The following is a 19508-nucleotide window of genomic DNA, read 5'->3' as shown; positions in this document are numbered from 1 at the left end:
ATAATCGACATTATTCCCTACCTCCTACTAATTCTGAAGGATTAAATTTACTTAATCTTTTAGTCACTATGTATATAGGCAATATACACATAAATGCTACTCCTACTATCACTGATATAAAGGTTAATAAATTTATATCCATCATATTTACTACTTCATTATCCATTACAAACAATATTTTCTCTTGTATAAAATATATAGTACTTACTATCAATGTAGATAGAATATTAACAAATAATATTTCCCCTGAAATCATTCTCTTTATATCTTTAAATGATGCTCCAACAGCAATTCTAACACCTATATCGTGTTTTCTTGAGTTCAGCAATAATACTATCATTACAGTTATTCCAAATGTTGTTCCTATTAAAAACAATATAGAAAATATGAGATAATATTTAAATTCATTTTCTACCACTTCTTTTCCTCTTTCAATGCTCCTTTTCAATGTTTCAAATCCAATCTGAATATTATGCTTTTTGGATATTTTTTCTAATTCTGCTATCGCCTCCTCTGATGATTTATTGCCACTAATTGCCCCAAAATAATGCATAGTAGGTACGTAAACTGTGCCATATGATTCTTTTGAATTTATAGGAAATATAAGCGTATCTTTCAAATGTCTCATTTCACTATTTGACATATCATTATCAAAAAACCATTTATCGTCTTCGTCTATTATTCCAACTATCTCATATTCTATATTTTCATACTTATCCTTTAGTTTATCACCAATATCTATTAGTCCATATCTGTATAACCCATATCCTCCTAAAGCAGGCACTGTATTTCCTTTTTCATACCATTTAAAATCTTCATCATTTAAATTTCTTCCTTTTACTATATTTAATTTTATTAAATTTTCTATCCCATTTTCAATCCCTAAAGTATTTATATTTCCATCATCCATAGGAATTTCTTCTTTGAATTCATTCTTCATATCTTTATATTTGGAGTTGTTACAAAATTCATCTATACTTATACTCCCATACATATTAAAAGCTATATACTCTAAAAGTTCTTTATCTAATACCTCCTCTCTAAATTTTAGAAAGTCTTTAGGTTTAGTCCCTTCTTCTATAATTGTTAAACGTAAAATCCTACTAGAATCTTTGGATATTGCAGATTCCACATTTTTTTCTATTTTATTTATTTTCTCTATAGCATCTATTCTAGTAAGCAAAAGCCAAACTGAAACCATTACTTGTATCATTATTAAAAAGTATATTCCCTTCCTTTTAGATATATTTTTCAATACCATTTTTAAATTGTTCATAATTATTCTCCTTATTAAAGTTTCATAGCCTCTGTAGGCTGTACTTCAAATGATTTAATAATAGGATATATTGATGTAGTTAATGATGTAATAACTATGACTACCATTCCCAATGTTAAGTTTTCAAATCTTAAGGTTATCAATACTCCTAAAACTGATTTTATGAATATATTTATTATTAACTGTATAATTATTGAAATTATATATGCAATTAAAGTTATAGTAAATATCTCACCGTATACTAATTTTCCTATTTGAAAATTTGTATGTCCTAAAGCTTTTCTAAGACCTATTTCAAATCTCATATTATCTATCCAAAATGTCATAATAGCCATAGCTTGAGATATAGCTGCTATATATACTATAATTGTTATAAATAAAAAATTAATATCTAAATCTATCCATCTAATTTTACGTTTACTTAAAGTTTCTGGCTCTGAACTTTCAAATTTATCCCATCTAGAATTTCCCCCTGCTATAAATTTATCTATTTGTTCTAAGGTATCATTTTTAGAACTATAAACTATAATATTTCCATCTCCTCCTATGTTGTCAGCCATTTCTTCTGATACTATAGACAAGGGAAAAAATATAAACATGTCCCATTTCAATGGTTTGTCCTTAATGCCGGCAATTCCCACAACTTCATAATTTTTACCATATATGCCTATTGTTTTTCCATCATCATTCATATATTTTTTTAAATTTTGTCCTATAACAACTACATTTTTTCTTTCTAGAATTTCTTCCCTAGTATAATATCTTCCTTCCAAAAGAGGAGGATTCCATTTACCATTTTCTCCAAACCATCCTGCCTCTCCTTCAAAATACTGATCTGCCTCAGCTTTATCTAAATTCAGAAGAAAATCAGTTATATAAGCACCTACATGTTTATCTAAATTATCTTCTAGATTATCAATCAAACTATCTGTATCCTTACCCAAAATATTAGCAGTTTCTGAACCAAAATAAAATTTATATGCATTAGGTGCTCCTAATTTTTCTAAAGTATCCTCTTCTTCATTAAGCCCTCCTATAAAACTTATGTTAAAAGATACCATTAACATAGACATTACAAATCCAAATATTATAAAAAACGTAACTAATTTTTTCGTTTTGAATCTTGATAATATGTTTTTTGTTTTTTCCATTTTTGTACTCCTTTTATAATTTACTAGAGTTGGCCATAAACAGCCAACTCTAGTAAATTAATAGTATTTATTGTCTCTTTATGATTTATCTTGGATTAAAAAGTTCAACCATTTCATTTTGATGCTTTTTATTAGGCTTCATATAGCTATGGATAGATTTAAAAGCATCAACCCCTCTATTTCCTTTAGCATATGCTGGCTTATTACTACCATTGACCGAATCTTTTGTTTCAAAAGCCATATTTTTAGAATATCTAAGATATATTCTAGTATTCAAATTATATCCTTTTGGTCTGCCATTAGCCCAATAGGTTCTTGCATTTGCAGAATTAGTATTAAAGTTTGGACTTAACGTACAATTCACTGGTTTTCCACCTGCTTGAAAAGAACCTGATCTATATGCCAATACTGGTGCTCCAAATAATAAAACTGCCAAAGTTAAAGGTAATACCCTTTTCACTACTTTTTTCATTTGATTATCCCCCTATTGATATATTTTTTAGTTTCTTAAGATTTATAGATTAATACTGGTGCTCTTATAAACTTCACAAATATTCATCATCCTTTCTTTTATCTTTTAAATTTAAAAGTAGGAATAGAATAATATTAGTTGATTTATAATACTAATATAGTCTTTATACTTTTTCTACGTCTCTTCATTTATTCTGCATTTATTCTGCATTTATTTTAAAAATCCTTCTAAAAAACCTAACTGGCCTGTTTTTGCATCTGATTGGTACATTTTCACGTCTAACTGTCCATTGTTAATGTTTTAACTTATTTTTTGCTTGATTATATAGATAAAAAAGGTGCTGCATTTTAAAATACAGCACCTTTTTTTAATCTCCTACTCCAAAATCTGTGTTCTCATATAATACTTCTATATTTGGATTTGCATCTAAAAAAGAATAATTTTCTTTAAACCATTTTATTAATTCTTCATCTCTTTCTAATTTTGATGTATTTGGAGTGAATATATTTATAGTAGCATGAGAAAAATAATTTAATATAATTTCCATATCTTTTTGTATCATTTCTTTTGTCTGCCCCTTTATTCCTACCATTATACAAGGAGAATCAAAATATTCTTTTACCTCTTCTGGTGTAGTAAATCTTGCATTTTTATTTAACACCTTATTTCTAAAGTCATAATCAAATGTTTCTACGCCTATTTTAAAAACTATTGGTACGCCAAAAAATTCTCTCATTTCATCTAATCTATCTTTATAACACCAGTGACTCTCTAAGTATAATTTCTGTATCCCTTTCTCTTTTATAATATCTTTTATTTTTTCTAATGTCTTTACAGGTAGTTCAAAACAACTTCCTGAATTAATTACTTCTAAGACACCATATTTTCCTGTTATTTTTTCAAGAACTTTTAGATTTATACTATTTATTTCTTCTTCTGAAGTTGAATTGTCTAGTATATAATCACAGAAACTACATTTACCCCATATACATGGGAATCCTTTTAAAAGAACAATCTCCCTTTTATTTTTATTTTCAATAATACTATATCTATCCATAATTAATTACTCACCAACTTATATTTTATTTTTTCAGGAATATTTGATATTACTAGAAGGACTAAAGAAACTGCTAAAAACCTATCAAAATAATCCATTAAAAATTGTACTATAAAGACACTTAATACTTTATTAACACCCATATTTGACAATACAGCTACTATATATGAAGAACTTGAAGATGTTATTCCTCCAAATACAAAGGCTGCTATTACTGCACCAACAAATGACGAAAATATAGAAACAACTAATACACCTAAAATCTTTTTCTTACCTCTCATGAAACATTTATTATACATTAGTGCACTAAAAAACCCTACAAATATTTGAACTGGCGCAAAATATAATGAGTAAATATCAAAGGTAATACCGCTAACTATACCACTACACAATCCTGTAATAACCCCATAATATGGACCCAATAAAAATGAAGCCATTACTGTTCCTATAGAATCTAAAAGTATTGGTAGTTTGAGACTAAAAGCTGTAAAAGTTCCTACTACATTTAATGCAATGCCAAGACCTATTAAACTTAATTTTAATGTTGATATTTTTTTCATTTTCTTCTCCTTCCTTTTTTAGTCCCATAGGTTCAATTTCCCCAATTTTATTTTTTATTTAGAAAATAAAAAAAGCCGTATCTAAGGATACAGGCAAGCTAAAATAAATCTATTACAAAATAATAATAGATTTAAATAACATAAATCCTTAGTTTTTTATCCTGGGAGTTTACGAACCAGTCCCGTTAAAACTGAATTTAACGGATTTAGGGATTTAAATATTTAATTTTACTTATTCATTATAACATATTTGTCCTATATTTAATAATATTATTACATTATAATTATAAAATAAATATGGTGACTAGCTAGTCACCATATTTATTTTATTTTTTATTCTTAGTTTTTAAATATTTATTTATTTCATCAGCTAAAAACTCTGCTTTGGTTCCTATGACTACCTGTATGTTTTTCTTGTTTGGCTTTATAACTCCAGAAGCCCCTAATTTTTTCAACTCTTCATCACTTATACCTGTACTATCTTCTAATGAAATTCTCAGTCTAGTGATACAAGAATCTACATTTTCAATATTTCCTACTCCTCCTAGTGCTTCTACATAAGCTACAGCCAAATTATCTACACCTTTTTCACCTATTACTATATCTAAATCTTCCCTGACTTCATCTATTCTACCTGGTGTAGGTAAATCTTTCTTCTTAATTACATATACGAATATTACATAATATATAAGAGCAAATACTAATCCTATAGGAATAAGAAGCCATCCTTTAGTCGCAAGTTTCATATTTAAAAAGAAATCAAAAGCACCGGCCGAAAAAGTAAATCCATGTCTTATTCCTAAACTATATACTACTGCCATAGATATTCCTGTAAGAAGAGCATGAATTACATAAAGGGATGGTGCTAAAAACATGAACATAAACTCAATTGGTTCTGTAATTCCAGTTAAAAATGAAGTAAATGCAAGTGAAAACAAGACCCCACTTACTTTTTTCTTGTTTTCAGGTTTTGCAGCTGTATACATAGCCAATGCAGCAGCTGCTAATCCAAACATCATTATTGGATAAAAACCTGCTTGAAACATTCCTGCATTTGGATCCCCTGCAAAAAACCTTCCTATATCTCCCGTAACTCCATTGTATTCTCCAAATACAAACCATACAATATTATTAAGAACATGGTGTAAACCAAGTGGAATAAGAAGTCTGTTAAGAAAACCAAAAACAAATACTCCTGCTGCACCTGCTCCTATTAGCCATCCTCCTACTGCATCTATGCCTTGTTGTATTGGCGGCCATATATATCCAAATATAAGAGCCAATATGATACAAATAAATGATGTTACTATTGGAACAAATCTTCTACCACCAAAGAAACCTAACCAATCTGGCAATTTAATATCATGATATTTATTGTATAGATTTCCTGCAACAACTCCTGCTAGAATTCCTGATAGAACTCCCATATTGATTGTATCATTAATAGCTTCTGCACCTTTAGTTATTACAAAATATCCTACTGCTCCTGCAAGACCTGCTGCTCCAGAATTATCAAAAGATAATCCTACCGCTACTCCAATTGCAAATAAAATAGCTAATTCACCAATAATAGCCTCTCCCGCAGCAGATATAAAAGGTACATTTAAAAGGTCTTCCTGACCAAGTCTTAATAGCAAACCAGCAACTGGCAATACTGCTACTGGAAGCATTAAAGCTTTTCCTAGTTTTTGAAGCCTGCCTAAAATATTATTCATATAAATACCTCCTTATAATATATTTTAAATAAAAAGGCATAAGCTATTATAATACAGTTTATTTTATTATAACCGTATTAAAAAAGCTTATGCCTGATGTAACTCAGTAACACACTTTAAATAAATGTAGTTTTATAAGATTTGCTAAATTGATTTTTTATATATACTTTTTCTTCTAATCTATTTATAGTCATTCGCAAGTGAAAAACATAGTCTTATATATTAAGTATATTATCTCATACATAAAATCATTCTTGATTAATCAATATTACAATTATAAACAATCATATTATATCTTAACTTACTAGTAATTGTTAATACTAAAATTTTACTATACTTTTAGCTACTACATCCATAGGGTCTACTAATGGATTGTTTATATTATGGGATTTTAATGCCAATGTGATCTCTGTACAACCAGCCACTATAATCTCTGCACCTTTATCTACTAATTCTTGAGAAGCTTCTATCAGGAGTTTTAAAGGCTTTCCCTCTGTATTTCCTCTTTTAATACCGCCTTCTCCATATATTGCCTCCATAACTTTTTCAGATTGAGTTGTACTATCTACATAAACAATATTAAAATCCGGAAGATACTTATTGAATAAATTTGTCTTAATAGTTCCTGTTGTGGCTAAAATTCCTATGTTTTTTACTTGGGGATAATTATCCTTTAAATATATATTTAATTCTTCTAATGCATTTAAAATTTTAAATGAAACTTGTTTTTGTATTTCTTCAATGAAATAATGGGCTGTAATACAAGGTAAACATCCTATGTTAACCCCTAATTTTTCTAAATTTTTTGCAGTTTCTACTATAGCTTCTACAGGACTTTCACCATTATTTAAAATGGCTTGAGTTCTATCAGGTATTTTAGGATTGCTGTCTATAATAACCCTAAAATGATCTTGGTCTCGATTTACCTTTGTAGCCTTAATAATTTTCATATACAGTTCTGCTGTAGCTTCAGGCCCCATTCCACCAATTATTCCTATTATTTTATCATTCATAATCCATATTTCCTCCTGCAAACTAAGCAATTCCTGCTATTCTATTTTTTAAAGGTCCTAATAATTTTTCTTTATTTAAATCAGGCCTTAATTTGTAAAGTGCTTCTAAAGCTATTTGAGCACCATAGTCCATACCCTGACAACCTGCCAATAATATAATATCTCCTGAAGAAACATTGGTTAAAGCATGATCTATAGCATGAGGAAGTTCATTATATAAATATACAGTAATTCCTTCCCTATCCATTATTTCTTTGAAAACTCTAACTTCATCATTTGATACTCTATCTTTCTCCATAACATGGGAAATACTTTTAGTTGCAATTATTCCCTTTATACCCAGTTTTTTGGCCCATTTAGCAATAGTTTCTGCATTTTCACTATTTGTTATAACACCACGGTTTCCCCTAATTGCATATACTAAATGGATATTTGAATAATCCATTAAACTTAAGGTCTCCATAGTTACATCTATATTTCCAACATTAGCAAAATGGTCATCAACAATTTTAAAGTCTTCATCATAAATAAACTGAAAACGACGTTCTACACCTGTAAATGAACTTAAAGCCTCTTGAATAGTACTTATAGGTACCTCACACAATAAACCTATAGAAATAGCCACTAAAGAGTTATAAATTGAATGGTAGCCTGGTACTCCTAACTCTATTCTAAAGTTTTGAGGTTTATATTCTGTTTTGCCCACTATTAAAGATTTAGAAAGTTCTACTGTGAATTTTCCCCTTCCAGTAGAAAGATCTAAATCCCTAATAGATAAATCTCCATTTTTATCTTTTATGCCATATGTCAAAACATTCCCTTTGGTTTTATTTATTAAAGATGAAGAATAGGGACAATCTAAATTCAAAACTGCCCATCCATTTTCTTTTACATTTTTTATAAGACTAGATTTGACTTTAAAATATTCATCAAAAGAACCATGGACATCTATATGTTCCCTGCTTATATTATTAAATGCTACTATGTCATAGTCTACATCAGCCACCCTACTTAATTCTAAAGCAGATGATGAAACTTCCATTATAGCATGAGATACATTTTCTTTTTTCATTTGATAAAAATATTTTTGAAGATCAAGAGATTCTGGTGTAGTTAGAATAGATGGATTTAAATAATCACCATATTTAACCATAATAGTACCAATAAGTCCTGTTTTTAACCTGTGATTTTCTAGTATAGAATTGGCCAGAAAAGATGTAGATGTTTTCCCATTGGTTCCAGTAATACCAATAACCTTCATATCCTTTGATGGATAATCATAAAATATAGCACTTAAAGCTGATAAAGCCTTTCGTGAATCTTTAACCTGAATTTGAGGAATCTCAAATATATCCTGTATATCCTCAACTATAATCGCCTTTGCTCCATTTTCAATTGCTTGAGGTATATATCTATGTCCATCAGTTTTATATCCTTTTATACATACAAATAAATCCCCTTCCTTAACCCTTCCGGAATCATAGCTAATACCTTCAATATCTATTTCTTTTTCATTAAGATATTTAATTACCTCTATATACTTAGGTAATTCAGACAATTTTATCATTTGTTCATCTCCCACATTAACTATTAAATTTTTCTCCAATTTTACTAAACACACGTTTAAACTTATTTCCTAGGAAAGCAAATGCTGGCATGGGATCTTTTACATCCCAAATTGCATAGGCTTTAGGGCGATTAAATGTTTTAAGAATCTCTCCTAAGGCTAATTGCTTAGACTTCCTATAAGCCTTTATTGCCAATAAATCTTCATAACCATACCAAAAAGCTATATTGGTGTCTTCTTTTATAGCATAATCTTCTGGAAGCTGTCCAGTTAATTCGCTATAAGCTAGATAAGGCATGTTGATTCCTGCTTTATATAATAAACTATTAAGATTTGTAGTTCTCGCATTTATTTCTATCATGTAAAACTTACCAGTGTCAGCATCTTTCTTAAACTCTATTTCTGCAAAACCCTTAAACCCAATATCCTCTAAAAATTTTCCGCCTATTTCATATAATTCAGGTACATGCTTTTGTACTGTATATACAGATGCACCATAATTTATAGGAAACTGTCTTAATTTTTGACATGTCATCCAATGGCTTACTTTTGAATCTTGATTTAAATAAGCATCAAAAGTATACATATGATCATCAAATCCTGGAATGATCCTTTGGATTATCACCTCTAAATTTGCATCTTCAGATTTTTTAATTGCATCTTTCAATTCTTCCATACTATAAACTTTAAATAGTTTTTTCCTAAAATGGGCCACAAATTCAGGTGAATTTGTAGGTTTTACTAAACATGGAAATTTAATGTTTTCTTCTACTTTTTTTTCGAAGTCTACTTCATTTACATAGACTGTCTCTGGAACTAATATATTATGCTCCTTAGCTAAAGAGTGGAGAGTTTCTTTGTTTATAACTTTAGTAAACAATCCTTGTTCCGTTTGATTTATTAAATAATATTTACTTAATGTAGGTAAATATTTATCAATAAATTCTGCATAGCCATCTGCTGTAGGAAATAATACTGGAGGCATTTCTTGTTTTTTAGCATAATCAATTAAGAAAGATAAAAGGCCTTCAGGATCCTTTTTACAATCAGGACCAATTAATTTTTCTGATAAATATTTAGAGTGAAAACCATATGTACCCTTTTTAGAATAATCTACTGCCACAACAGGTATATTATGAATTCCTAAACAACGTATTATACTAAGACCAATATAATAATTTGCTCCTAAAACTACTGCTTTATTTTTCATTTGTTATTTCACCTCATTATACATAAAAAAAACATACTTTTTTCATTATATATTATATCATGAAAAAAGTTTAGCATAAAAATATATATAAGTAAATATATATATATTCCCAAAAGAAATAACAAATAATATATTTTCCTTGATAATTACAATAATTGAAATGTATATTAAACTAAAACACTATTAAAAAATATTTGCCAAGGCTTTTAATGGATCCATTAAAAGCCTTGGTAAATACAATTAAATAGAAATTCTATTATAGTTGGAACTTAACTATGATGTCTGGATCTAATACTCTAAATGTAAAAGATTCAGTAATGAAAAATCTAACCTTCTTATTATCACTTGATTGATATCCTATGGAAAAGTCTTGCCCTATAGTAAATTCTAAATCTTCATGATCATGTGGAAGTAATATTGCACCATCTATTACATGGCTAAGTATTATATCTCCACCAATTAAATTCTTTATTCTTTTATCTAATGGATAACCTGGGTTTTCTGATTTTATTACCTCATATACATCTTTTCCAACTATTAAATCGTAGGGTCCTTCTGCAAAAGCTTCCTTTAATCTTATAATCCCTTCTGCTATAGCTTTTAACACAGAATTATTATCTTTTCCAAGTTTTAATGTTTCCCCATTTGCCTCTTCCAGTATTCCCTTTATCTGTGCTTTTTCAAGACCGTTATATATAGCATTTTCTTCAAATAAGGCCATCTCTTTTACAGCTTCCTCAAGAGGTCCATAGTCTATATCCTTTGCTCCTCTCATTATATTATCAAGTTCCCAACGATCCATTTCAAACTCTACACGTGCCTCTGTCAATGGCAGTACACTGTATGTTCCAAACTTCACATCATTATCATCTTCTATTTTTTCTAATCTTCCTTCAGTAATAGCAGTATAGTCCCATCCCCTTGGTCCTTCAACACTAACTACTCTTCTAGCAGAAAGATAAGATTTTAAAACTTCTTTCGCTCTTTCACCAATTTCCTTCCAAGCTTCTTCTGTTATAGGTGCTAATTCTCTCTTTAGCATAACTATTTTCCACCCTCCTCTATTTTAAATCCCCTAAATCTAAACTAATATCTCCTTTTGAGCTGGCTTCTTCCTCTTTTTTATCTCCAGCCATTGCTTCTTCTTCCAATTCAGTTATAGGCCCATCAGTAAAAAGATAGGTCCTAAGTTCTTCGTCCCACACAGGCATGTTCCTTCTTAACCATTCTAATGTCATGCAAACATGTTCTATTTCTTCATCCCTATTGTGAGCCATTATTGCCTTTAGTTCTTCATCTTTTGAAGAAACTACCCTTTGATTGTACCAATCTACAGCTTCCACTTCTTCTTTAAGGCTATTTAATGCCCTTACAATATCTTTAGCTTTTTCATCTAAATACTCTACAGGTTCATGATATTGACTCATATAAAAAACCTCCTTTATTTTCCCCTCCTTAATAAAATTACCCAAATACTCATAAAATAATCATAATTTTTCCAGTTTATTAAAGGCAATTATATTTTTTCCTAAAAAAACATATAAAAAAATAGACTATCCTAAAATATTTTAAGATAGTCTATCATCAAAATTTTTATATATTTTTTCATTTATTTGTTCATTGCTTTTGCTATTTCTATAGATGAACTAGCTCCTATCCTACTTGCTCCTGCTTCAACCATTTTTTTAGCAGTTTCATAGTCTCTAATACCACCAGAAGCCTTAACTCCTAAATCTTCTCCTACAACTTCTCTCATAAGTTTTACATCTTCTACAGTAGCTCCCCCTGTGCTAAAACCTGTAGAGGTTTTAACAAAATCAGCTCCAGCAGCTCTAGCTATTTCACATGCTTTTTTCTTTTCTTCATCATCTAAAAGACAAGTTTCTATAATTACTTTAACTAATGCCTTATCTGTTGCTTCATTTACTACAGCTTTTATATCTTCTTCAACTGTAGTATAATCTCCATCCTTTAAAGCACCAATATTGATCACCATATCCAGTTCATCCGCACCGTTTTTAATAGCTTCTGAAGCTTCAAAAGCCTTTACTTCCTTAGGTGTACTTCCTAGTGGAAATCCTATTACTGTAGCTATTTTTACATTACTACCTTCTAACTCCTCTTTGGCAGTCTTTACATAATAAGGATTTACACAAACTGAAAAGAAATTGTATTCTTTAGCTTCACTACATAACTTTTCAATCATTTCCTTTGTAGCTTCTGGTTTAAGTAAAGTGTGATCAATTATAGATGTTATATTTAACATAATATACCCCCATTATTTAATTATTTCTACAAGGTCTCCATTTTTCACGCCTGCAGCATTTCCTTCTTCCATGTCTACATGCATTTCTAATTTATGACCTTCTCCAGATCTAACTAATACATTGTGGAAAGTTAATCCTCTAATTCCATCAATTTTAACACTAACTATATCTCCATCTTTAACTCCATATTCTTTGGCTTCATCAGTATGCATATGAATATGTCTTGCAGCTACAATAACACCTTTGTCTAATTCAACTTCACCTTTAGGTCCAACTACTTTAAGTCCAGGTGTTCCTTCTATATCTCCTGAATTTCTGATTACAGATTCAACCCCAAGACTAAAAGCATCAGTTACTGATACTTCTATTTGAGTATTCTTTCTAACTGGTCCTAACACTCTAACTTTTAAACTTCCTTTAGGTCCAACAATTTCTACTCTTTCTTCAGCAGCAAATTGACCTGGTTGAACTAAATCTTTCTTTTTAGTTAATTCATAACCTTCGCCAAATAGAACTTCTAAATCTTCTTTTGACAAATGAATATGTTTGTTTGACATAGCTATTGGTAATTTTGTTTTCATCAAATATTCCTCCTTAAAATCTATGTAAATATACATGTACTATTGAAATTCTCACTTTTATTATTATATGACTTTATTATATAAAAATCAAATAATTAGACAATATTCTCTAATAAAATATCGAAAAATGTAGGAAAAGATATATTAATACATTCATGATTTGATAAATAAGAAGTCCCATTAGCTTTTAAAGCTGCAATAGAAAGAGCCATAGCAATTCTGTGATCATTATGACTTTCTAATTTTGCTGGTTTCAATGAAGAATTTCCTTGTATTATCATTCCATCTTTAAGCTCTTCTATTGCAACACCCATTTTTCTCATTTCATTTGTCATAACCTTTATTCTATCACTTTCCTTATATTTTAATTCACTAGCATTCCTTATAGCTGTAGTTCCCTCTGCAAATGCGCTAGCTACTGCTAATATAGGTACCTCATCTATAAATGTACCTATTTCATCCCCTTTTATATCTATCCCTTTAAGTTTAGAGTATTTAACCAATACATCACCTACTGGTTCATTATTTAAAGTATTTACATTAGATATTTCAATATTTCCACCCATTTTCTTAAGTATATCTATAAGGCCTATTCTAGTTTCATTTAACCCAACATCTTTTATAACTATTTCAGAGCCTTCTAAAATTAGAGCAGCCACTATAAAAAATGAAGCAGAAGAAAAATCCCCTGGAATATATAAGTTTCTACCTCTTAATTCACTAGGTGGATTTAAATAAATTAGCTCATTGGATTTATAAATATCTACACCAAAAGTTTTTAACATTCTCTCTGTATGATCTCTAGAAAGAGCTTTTTCCTTAACTATAGTCTTTCCATCTGCAAAAAGAGAAGCCAATAGTATCGCTGATTTTACTTGAGCACTTGCTACAGGCATTTCATAATAAATACTATTTAATTTCTGAACAGGGGAAATTTTCAATGGAGGATATTCATTATCTAATCCCTCAATATTTCCTCCCATTTTTCTCAAAGGTGTTATAATTCTATTCATAGGTCTATTGTTTAAAGAATCATCTCCTACTAGAGTAGTAGAAAAATCTTGTCCTACTAATATACCACTCATAAGTCTCATAGTAGTACCAGAGTTTTTACAAGCTAAAATACTATCTGGAGAATTTAACCCCTTTAGTCCTCTACCTTCTACTACTACCTTATCATCTTCTACTTCTATAGAAACTCCCATTTTCCTAAAACAATCTATAGTTGCAATAGTATCTTCTGAGTTTAAAAAATTATATATCTCTGTTCTACCTTCAGCTATAGAACCTAATATTATACTTCTATGTGAAATAGATTTATCTCCTGGAACCCTTATTTCTCCTCTTAAAGCTCTATTTCCACCTATTATTTCCATATCCAATCACCACTTAAAGTTTTTTTAATTAAATCTTTCTCAATGTTATCAAATATTTGAACCTCTCCCCTATCTGTTGGAAGAACAAACACAATCTTATCCTTTTTATTCTTCTTATCATAGGACATATTCTTCAGTATTCCATCTACTTCCTTTATATTAAATATTACTGGATCTACTAACTTACTTAGTACACTAAATATTTCATTGAAGTACTCTTCCTCTATTAAACCTATTTCCTTGGAAATAAAACTTTCATATATCATTCCCAATATAACTGCTTCACCATGATTATATCTTTTAAAGTCATAAAAGGATTCAATTCCATGGCCTATGGTATGACCAAAGTTGAGTATTTTTCTTATTCCCTTATCCCTTTTGTCTTGTGAAACTATTCTGTTTTTAATAGAGACTGATTTCTTTACAATTGTTTCTAAGACTTCATCATCAAAATTATAAATACTATCTATATTGGAATAGACATATTTTAAAAAATCATAGTCATATATAATTCCATACTTTAAGACTTCTCCTACTCCTGATGTTATATCCCTAGTATCTAAAGATTTAAGTAGTTCTATATCTATAAAAGTAGCTAATGGAAAATAAAAGGAGCCTATCATATTTTTATATCCTTTAAAATCTACTCCAACTTTTCCTCCAATACTACTATCTACTTGGGATAATAAAGTAGTAGGAATCTGAATATAATCTACACCTCTTAAATAAGTAGAAGCTACAAATCCTGAAATATCACCTACTACTCCTCCCCCAAAGCTTATTATTATTGTGTTCCTATCACAGTTAACCTCTATAAGTTCACTATATATGTCTTTAACAATATCCAAGCTCTTAGACTCTTCTCCTGGAGTTAAAGTATATACATTAACCTTAAAATCAGATAAACATTGGAGAATTTTGTCTAAATAATATTTTCTTACATTTTCATCCGTTATTAAAAAAATATTTTCTTCTATATTTTCACTTAGAAATTTTCTTATTTCATCAAATAAATTCTTTCCTATAACTATATCCATATTATCACCTACTAGATACTCCATCTATATAATTAAAATAGTTTCTTTTTAATTCCTCTATACTATCTCCACCAAATTTTCTCATTATTTCCTGAGCTAGAGTATAAGCTAGCATACTTTCTGCCACTATACTAGCAGAAGGAACGGCCAATACATCTGAGCGCTCTACCTGGGCCAATGATACTAATTTAGTAGTCATATCTACGCTGTTTAAAGGTTGTCTAAGGGTAGGTATAGGTTTCATAGTGCATCTAACTATTATATCCTCCCCATTTGAAACTCCAGCCTCTATTCCTCCTGCATTGTTGGTTTTTCTAAAATATTTTTCTTCATAATATATTTCATCATGAACTTGAGAGCCATAACTTTTTCCGCCTTCTAAGCCATTCCCTATTTCCACAGCCTTTACTCCAGGTATACTCATTATACTTTGAGCAATCTTTCCATCTAGTCTACTATCCCAGCTAACATAACTACCTAATCCTACTGGAATATTCACTGCAATTAACTCAATAGTTCCCCCTAATGTATCTCCTTTTTTCTTTGCACTTTTTATCTTTTCAACTATCTTTTCTTCTGCTAAGCTATCTACAACCCTTACAATAGACTTATCAGCTTTTTTTATATCTTCAATACTTCCCTTTTCATAAATAGACTTTTCAGATACTATTCCTCCTACTTGGATTACATGGCTATATATTTCTATATTTAATTTTTTTAAAAGAGTCTTACATATACTTCCAACTCCTACCCTTGCAGCTGTTTCTCTTGCACTTGCCCTTTCTAGTACATTTCTTACATTGTCTTGGTTATATTTTATAGCTCCTGAAAGATCTCCATGACCAGGTCTAGGTCTGTATATCTTTTCAAGAACTTCCAAATATCCCTTATTCTTTATTTTAAAACTAATAGGATTACCCGTAGTTTTTCCATTATTTATCCCAGATATTATATCCATCTCATCTTTTTCCATATCCATTCTTTCACTTCTGCCATAGCCTTTTTGTCTTCTTTTTAATTCATTATTTATAAAATCCATATCTATGTCCATATTGGCAGGGATTCCTTCCAATATTCCTACCAATTCTTTTCCATGAGATTCACCTGCTGTTAAAAAGCGTATCATAAATACCACTCCTCTCTATCTCATTGTAATAGAAAAACTTCTACCTGTGAAGGTAGAAGTTAGGTATATTTTCTATGTTTTTACCTATGTTTTGGACTTCTTTAAGTACATCTTCTCTATTCCATATAGATAGTTTATCTGTTCCAGAAACAAAATAATTACCTAGATATTTTACATCTATTGATTTAAAGAATAAATCCACAGTCCTTATACAGGCTTGAAACTGATCATGTTCAAAAGCTGCTCCACCTACTGATAAAAATATGCCTATTCTATCTTTGTCTTTTCTATAACTCTGATTTAAGGCACGTTTCAGCGACCAATATATTTGACATCTGTCAATAACTATCTTCGTCAAACTACTTACAGAGTTAAAATATAATGGTGAAGCTAGAACAAAGATATCTCCTGTATCAAATAAATCATATATTTCATCCATATCATCTTCCAATATACATTTTCCATCCTTTTCACAAGAGCCACAAGCTATACAATATTTAAAATTTTTTTCTCTTAAATATACTTTATCTATGCTATAAACCTTTTCATCTATCCCCTTAAGGAATGTATCAAGTAATATATCAGTATTTTTACCTTTTCTTGGACTTCCCATAAGAGCTACAACTTTTTTCATACTAACCTCCTGTTTCTATTTTATGCTCCAAAAGTTCCTTTACCGTCTTTTTTAAAACTGGATGAATTAAGTTTGGACATAATTCACATAGAGGCTTAAGAACAAAATCCCTATTATGCATATCAGGATGAGGAACTTTTAAATCCTCTTCATCATATACTTCATCATTGAAAAATATAATATCTAGATCAATAAGTCTTGGACCCCATTTAAATTTCCTTACCCTTCCTATTTCTTTCTCTATGTAAAGTAATTTTTCCAATACATCTCTACAGCTTATATCTGTCTTTACTTCTAATGCTCCATTTAAAAAACTTGGTTGTTCTGTATACCCATAGGGTTCTGTCTCAAGTATAGTTGACTTTTTAGTTATTCTCATATTATTTTGTTCTATTAAATAGAATGCCTCTTCAATGGCCTTCTTTCTATCCCCAATATTACTTCCGAAACTTATATATACAGTGTTCATTTCAACACCTCTGTCATCTTTATGGCCCTACTATTTTCCAACACATCATGAACCCTTATTATATCAACATCTTTCAAAGCAGCATAACATGAAACTGCTATAGTACCTTCAAGACGTTGTTCTACAGGAACTCCACCAAGGGCTTCCCCTATAGAGGATTTCCTTGATACTGCAAGTAGTAGAGGTAAATCAAATACTAAGAACTCATCTATTCCTTTTATAAGTTTCATATTGTGATCGAAATTTTTACCAAATCCTATTCCTGGATCCAGTATTAGTTTATCTTTTTTAATTCCTTTTTTTAATGCAAAGTTTATTCTTTCTTCTAAAAAGTCTTTAACTTCTTTTACTACATCATCATAATGAGGGTTTTTCTGCATATTTTTTGGTGTACCTTTTATATGCATAAGTATGACGGGAACATTGTACTTTAAAGATATGTCTACCATATTTTCATCAAAAGTCATAGCCGATATATCATTGATAATATCTGCTCCTGCCTTTATAGCTTCTTCTGCTGTTTGGCTTCTATATGTATCTATAGATATTAATATATCCTTGTTTTTCTCTCTAATGCCTTTTATAACAGGAACTACCCTACCTATTTCTTCTTCAACAGTTACTGGATCAGAGCCAGGCCTAGTAGACTCTCCACCTATATCCAATATATCTGCCCCATCTTCTATCATTTTCATAGCCCTATTTACAGCATTATCAACATTAGGTACTCTAGAATCTGGAAAAAACGAATCATCTGTAGCATTAAGTATTCCCATTATTTTCATGTTTTCAAAATTATAAATTGTTCCATCTTTTAATTCTATATGTCTCATTATAAATCTCCTTTCAATATTCATTATATATAGCTTTTTTCCGTATAAGCAAAGGCACTGTGATTGTGAATACTTTCCATACTTTCTACCTTTACACTATACCAACGAATCTTTTCAGTTTTCTCAAGTCTTAAAGCAACTTCTCTTGCTACATCTTCAACAAATCTTGGATTTAAATAAGATTGTTCAGTAATATATTTTTCATCTTTTCTCTTAATAAGAGGATAGACAGGAGAGCTTGAACTTTCTTCAGCTATTTTCACTAAATCCTCAATCCAGACAAAACCATTCATATCAACTAAAATATCAACAACAGCCCTTTGATTGTGAGCACCAAATTCGCTTATTGCTTTAGAACAAGGACATAGGGTTATAACTGGTACAGAAACACCCATTAAAAACTTAAATTCTTCATCCTTTGTAGCTTCATAATAACATTTTACATCTGTTAAGGATTCTATTTTAGTAACTGGTGAAAGCTTTTTAATAAAATAATCAAAATCTATCTTCATATATGCTGATTCAGAATCTAATTTTTCTATCATATTGTCAAGGATTTTTTCAATATTTTCAGGAGAAATCCTATCCATTTCACTTATAATCTCTACAAATCTACTCATATGTGTGCCTTTTATATCATGAGAAAGGCTTACAGCTGCATCTATTTTAGCAATAGTATTTTGACTTTTATTTTCTCTATCGAGAACAGATATAGGACATTTAAAATCCTTAATTCCTACTTTTTTAAGAGCTATATTCCTTGTATCTACTTGTTTTTGTATATCTTCCATACTATTCACCCCTATATATAACACCGCTAGTTTTAGTTTCCCATACCTCAACTTCATAAAGCCTACAATTATCCCTATTAATATGTTTCTCAAGATTTTCCCATGTATATATAGCTATATTTTCAGCAGTAGGCTGAGGAATAATATTGTTCAAATAAGCGTGATCAAATTTATTTATTATTTTTTCATTAACCATATTTTTAAGCTCTACAAAGTCAAATATCATACCTTCTTCATCTGGCTGACCTTCTAATTTAACTACAAGTTTATAGGTATGACCATGTAGATTTTCACATTTTCCATGATAATGAACAAGATTATGGGCTGCATCAAATTCAAATTCTTTTATTAAAATCATGAAATCACTCCTTTA

The 19508-nt window shown here is 29.8% G+C and carries 21 protein-coding genes and 1 riboswitch; all 21 genes read right to left on the bottom strand.

What is annotated here, in order from left to right:
• Positions 1-10 precede the first annotated feature (10 nt).
• The 21 genes from FYJ27_RS06070 to queD all read right to left on the bottom strand — a co-directional run bounded on the left by FYJ27_RS06070 (position 11) and on the right by queD (position 19493).
• Positions 11-1276 carry an ABC transporter permease gene (locus FYJ27_RS06070; protein ID WP_154483958.1) on the bottom strand — a complete coding sequence of 422 codons (1266 nt, stop codon included), beginning with the start codon at positions 1274-1276 and terminating at the stop codon, positions 11-13.
• Between the two features lie 14 nt (positions 1277-1290).
• Complete coding sequence (locus tag FYJ27_RS06065; protein WP_154483957.1) at positions 1291-2427, bottom strand: ABC transporter permease; 1137 nt, start codon at positions 2425-2427, stop codon at positions 1291-1293.
• An 85-nt stretch (positions 2428-2512) separates the two neighbouring features.
• On the bottom strand, positions 2513-2899 hold the full coding sequence (locus FYJ27_RS06060) for a hypothetical protein (protein WP_154483956.1): 387 nt from the start codon (positions 2897-2899) through the stop codon (positions 2513-2515).
• A gap of 367 nt (positions 2900-3266) precedes the next feature.
• Positions 3267-3956: a radical SAM protein gene (locus FYJ27_RS06055; protein WP_154483955.1), complete on the bottom strand. Its 690-nt coding sequence runs from the start codon at positions 3954-3956 to the stop codon at positions 3267-3269.
• A gap of 2 nt (positions 3957-3958) precedes the next feature.
• The gene (locus tag FYJ27_RS06050; RefSeq protein ID WP_154483954.1) at positions 3959-4516 is read right to left on the bottom strand and encodes an ECF transporter S component; all 558 of its coding nucleotides are present in this window, start codon (positions 4514-4516) and stop codon (positions 3959-3961) included.
• Positions 4517-4658: 142 nt separating this feature from the next.
• Positions 4659-4702: riboswitch (PreQ1 riboswitch) on the bottom strand.
• Between the two features lie 140 nt (positions 4703-4842).
• Positions 4843-6231, bottom strand: coding sequence for an N-acetylglucosamine-specific PTS transporter subunit IIBC (nagE, locus tag FYJ27_RS06045; protein ID WP_154483953.1), 1389 nt, complete (start codon positions 6229-6231; stop codon positions 4843-4845).
• A gap of 320 nt (positions 6232-6551) precedes the next feature.
• A complete protein-coding gene (cuyB, locus tag FYJ27_RS06040; protein WP_154483952.1) occupies positions 6552-7244 on the bottom strand; it encodes a cysteate racemase in 693 nt (230 codons plus the stop codon).
• A gap of 22 nt (positions 7245-7266) precedes the next feature.
• Positions 7267-8811, bottom strand: coding sequence for a Mur ligase family protein (locus FYJ27_RS06035; protein WP_154483951.1), 1545 nt, complete (start codon positions 8809-8811; stop codon positions 7267-7269).
• Between the two features lie 16 nt (positions 8812-8827).
• Positions 8828-10021 (bottom strand): carboxylate--amine ligase, encoded by a 1194-nt coding sequence (locus FYJ27_RS06030; RefSeq protein ID WP_154483950.1) that lies wholly within the window; start codon positions 10019-10021, stop codon positions 8828-8830.
• Positions 10022-10277: 256 nt separating this feature from the next.
• Positions 10278-11063 carry a family 1 encapsulin nanocompartment shell protein gene (locus FYJ27_RS06025; protein WP_154483949.1) on the bottom strand — a complete coding sequence of 262 codons (786 nt, stop codon included), beginning with the start codon at positions 11061-11063 and terminating at the stop codon, positions 10278-10280.
• A 19-nt stretch (positions 11064-11082) separates the two neighbouring features.
• Positions 11083-11448: an encapsulin-associated ferritin-like protein gene (locus tag FYJ27_RS06020; protein WP_154483948.1), complete on the bottom strand. Its 366-nt coding sequence runs from the start codon at positions 11446-11448 to the stop codon at positions 11083-11085.
• A gap of 182 nt (positions 11449-11630) precedes the next feature.
• Positions 11631-12287, bottom strand: a complete 657-nt coding sequence (deoC, locus tag FYJ27_RS06015) for a deoxyribose-phosphate aldolase (protein WP_154483947.1) — start codon at positions 12285-12287, stop codon at positions 11631-11633.
• A gap of 12 nt (positions 12288-12299) precedes the next feature.
• A complete protein-coding gene (gene pduL, locus FYJ27_RS06010; RefSeq protein WP_154483946.1) occupies positions 12300-12869 on the bottom strand; it encodes a phosphate propanoyltransferase in 570 nt (189 codons plus the stop codon).
• A 95-nt stretch (positions 12870-12964) separates the two neighbouring features.
• Complete coding sequence (gene aroA, locus FYJ27_RS06005; RefSeq protein WP_229775490.1) at positions 12965-14245, bottom strand: 3-phosphoshikimate 1-carboxyvinyltransferase; 1281 nt, start codon at positions 14243-14245, stop codon at positions 12965-12967.
• Positions 14236-15282 carry a 3-dehydroquinate synthase gene (aroB, locus tag FYJ27_RS06000; RefSeq protein ID WP_195839090.1) on the bottom strand — a complete coding sequence of 349 codons (1047 nt, stop codon included), beginning with the start codon at positions 15280-15282 and terminating at the stop codon, positions 14236-14238. The genes aroA and aroB overlap by 10 nt, the downstream gene beginning before the upstream one ends.
• 4 nt (positions 15283-15286) lie before the next feature.
• Positions 15287-16408: a chorismate synthase gene (aroC, locus tag FYJ27_RS05995; protein WP_154483943.1), complete on the bottom strand. Its 1122-nt coding sequence runs from the start codon at positions 16406-16408 to the stop codon at positions 15287-15289.
• Between the two features lie 40 nt (positions 16409-16448).
• Positions 16449-17042 carry a flavodoxin family protein gene (locus FYJ27_RS05990; RefSeq protein ID WP_154483942.1) on the bottom strand — a complete coding sequence of 198 codons (594 nt, stop codon included), beginning with the start codon at positions 17040-17042 and terminating at the stop codon, positions 16449-16451.
• A 1-nt stretch (position 17043) separates the two neighbouring features.
• Complete coding sequence (folK, locus tag FYJ27_RS05985; RefSeq protein WP_154483941.1) at positions 17044-17511, bottom strand: 2-amino-4-hydroxy-6-hydroxymethyldihydropteridine diphosphokinase; 468 nt, start codon at positions 17509-17511, stop codon at positions 17044-17046.
• On the bottom strand, positions 17508-18344 hold the full coding sequence (gene folP, locus FYJ27_RS05980) for a dihydropteroate synthase (protein WP_154483940.1): 837 nt from the start codon (positions 18342-18344) through the stop codon (positions 17508-17510). Before folP ends, folK begins: the two co-directional genes overlap by 4 nt.
• 23 nt (positions 18345-18367) lie before the next feature.
• On the bottom strand, positions 18368-19135 hold the full coding sequence (folE2, locus tag FYJ27_RS05975) for a GTP cyclohydrolase FolE2 (RefSeq protein ID WP_154483939.1): 768 nt from the start codon (positions 19133-19135) through the stop codon (positions 18368-18370).
• 1 nt (position 19136) lies between these two features.
• Entirely contained in the window at positions 19137-19493 is a 357-nt protein-coding gene (queD, locus tag FYJ27_RS05970) for a 6-carboxytetrahydropterin synthase QueD (RefSeq protein WP_154483938.1), read from the bottom strand.
• Positions 19494-19508 lie beyond the last annotated feature (15 nt).

Origin of the sequence: Anaerosalibacter bizertensis (genome assembly GCF_009696605.1) — a bacterium.
Lineage (GTDB): Bacteria > Bacillota > Clostridia > Tissierellales > Sporanaerobacteraceae > Anaerosalibacter > Anaerosalibacter bizertensis.
Note: the sequence above shows the minus strand (reverse complement) of the source record. Positions and strands in the feature narration are given on the sequence as shown.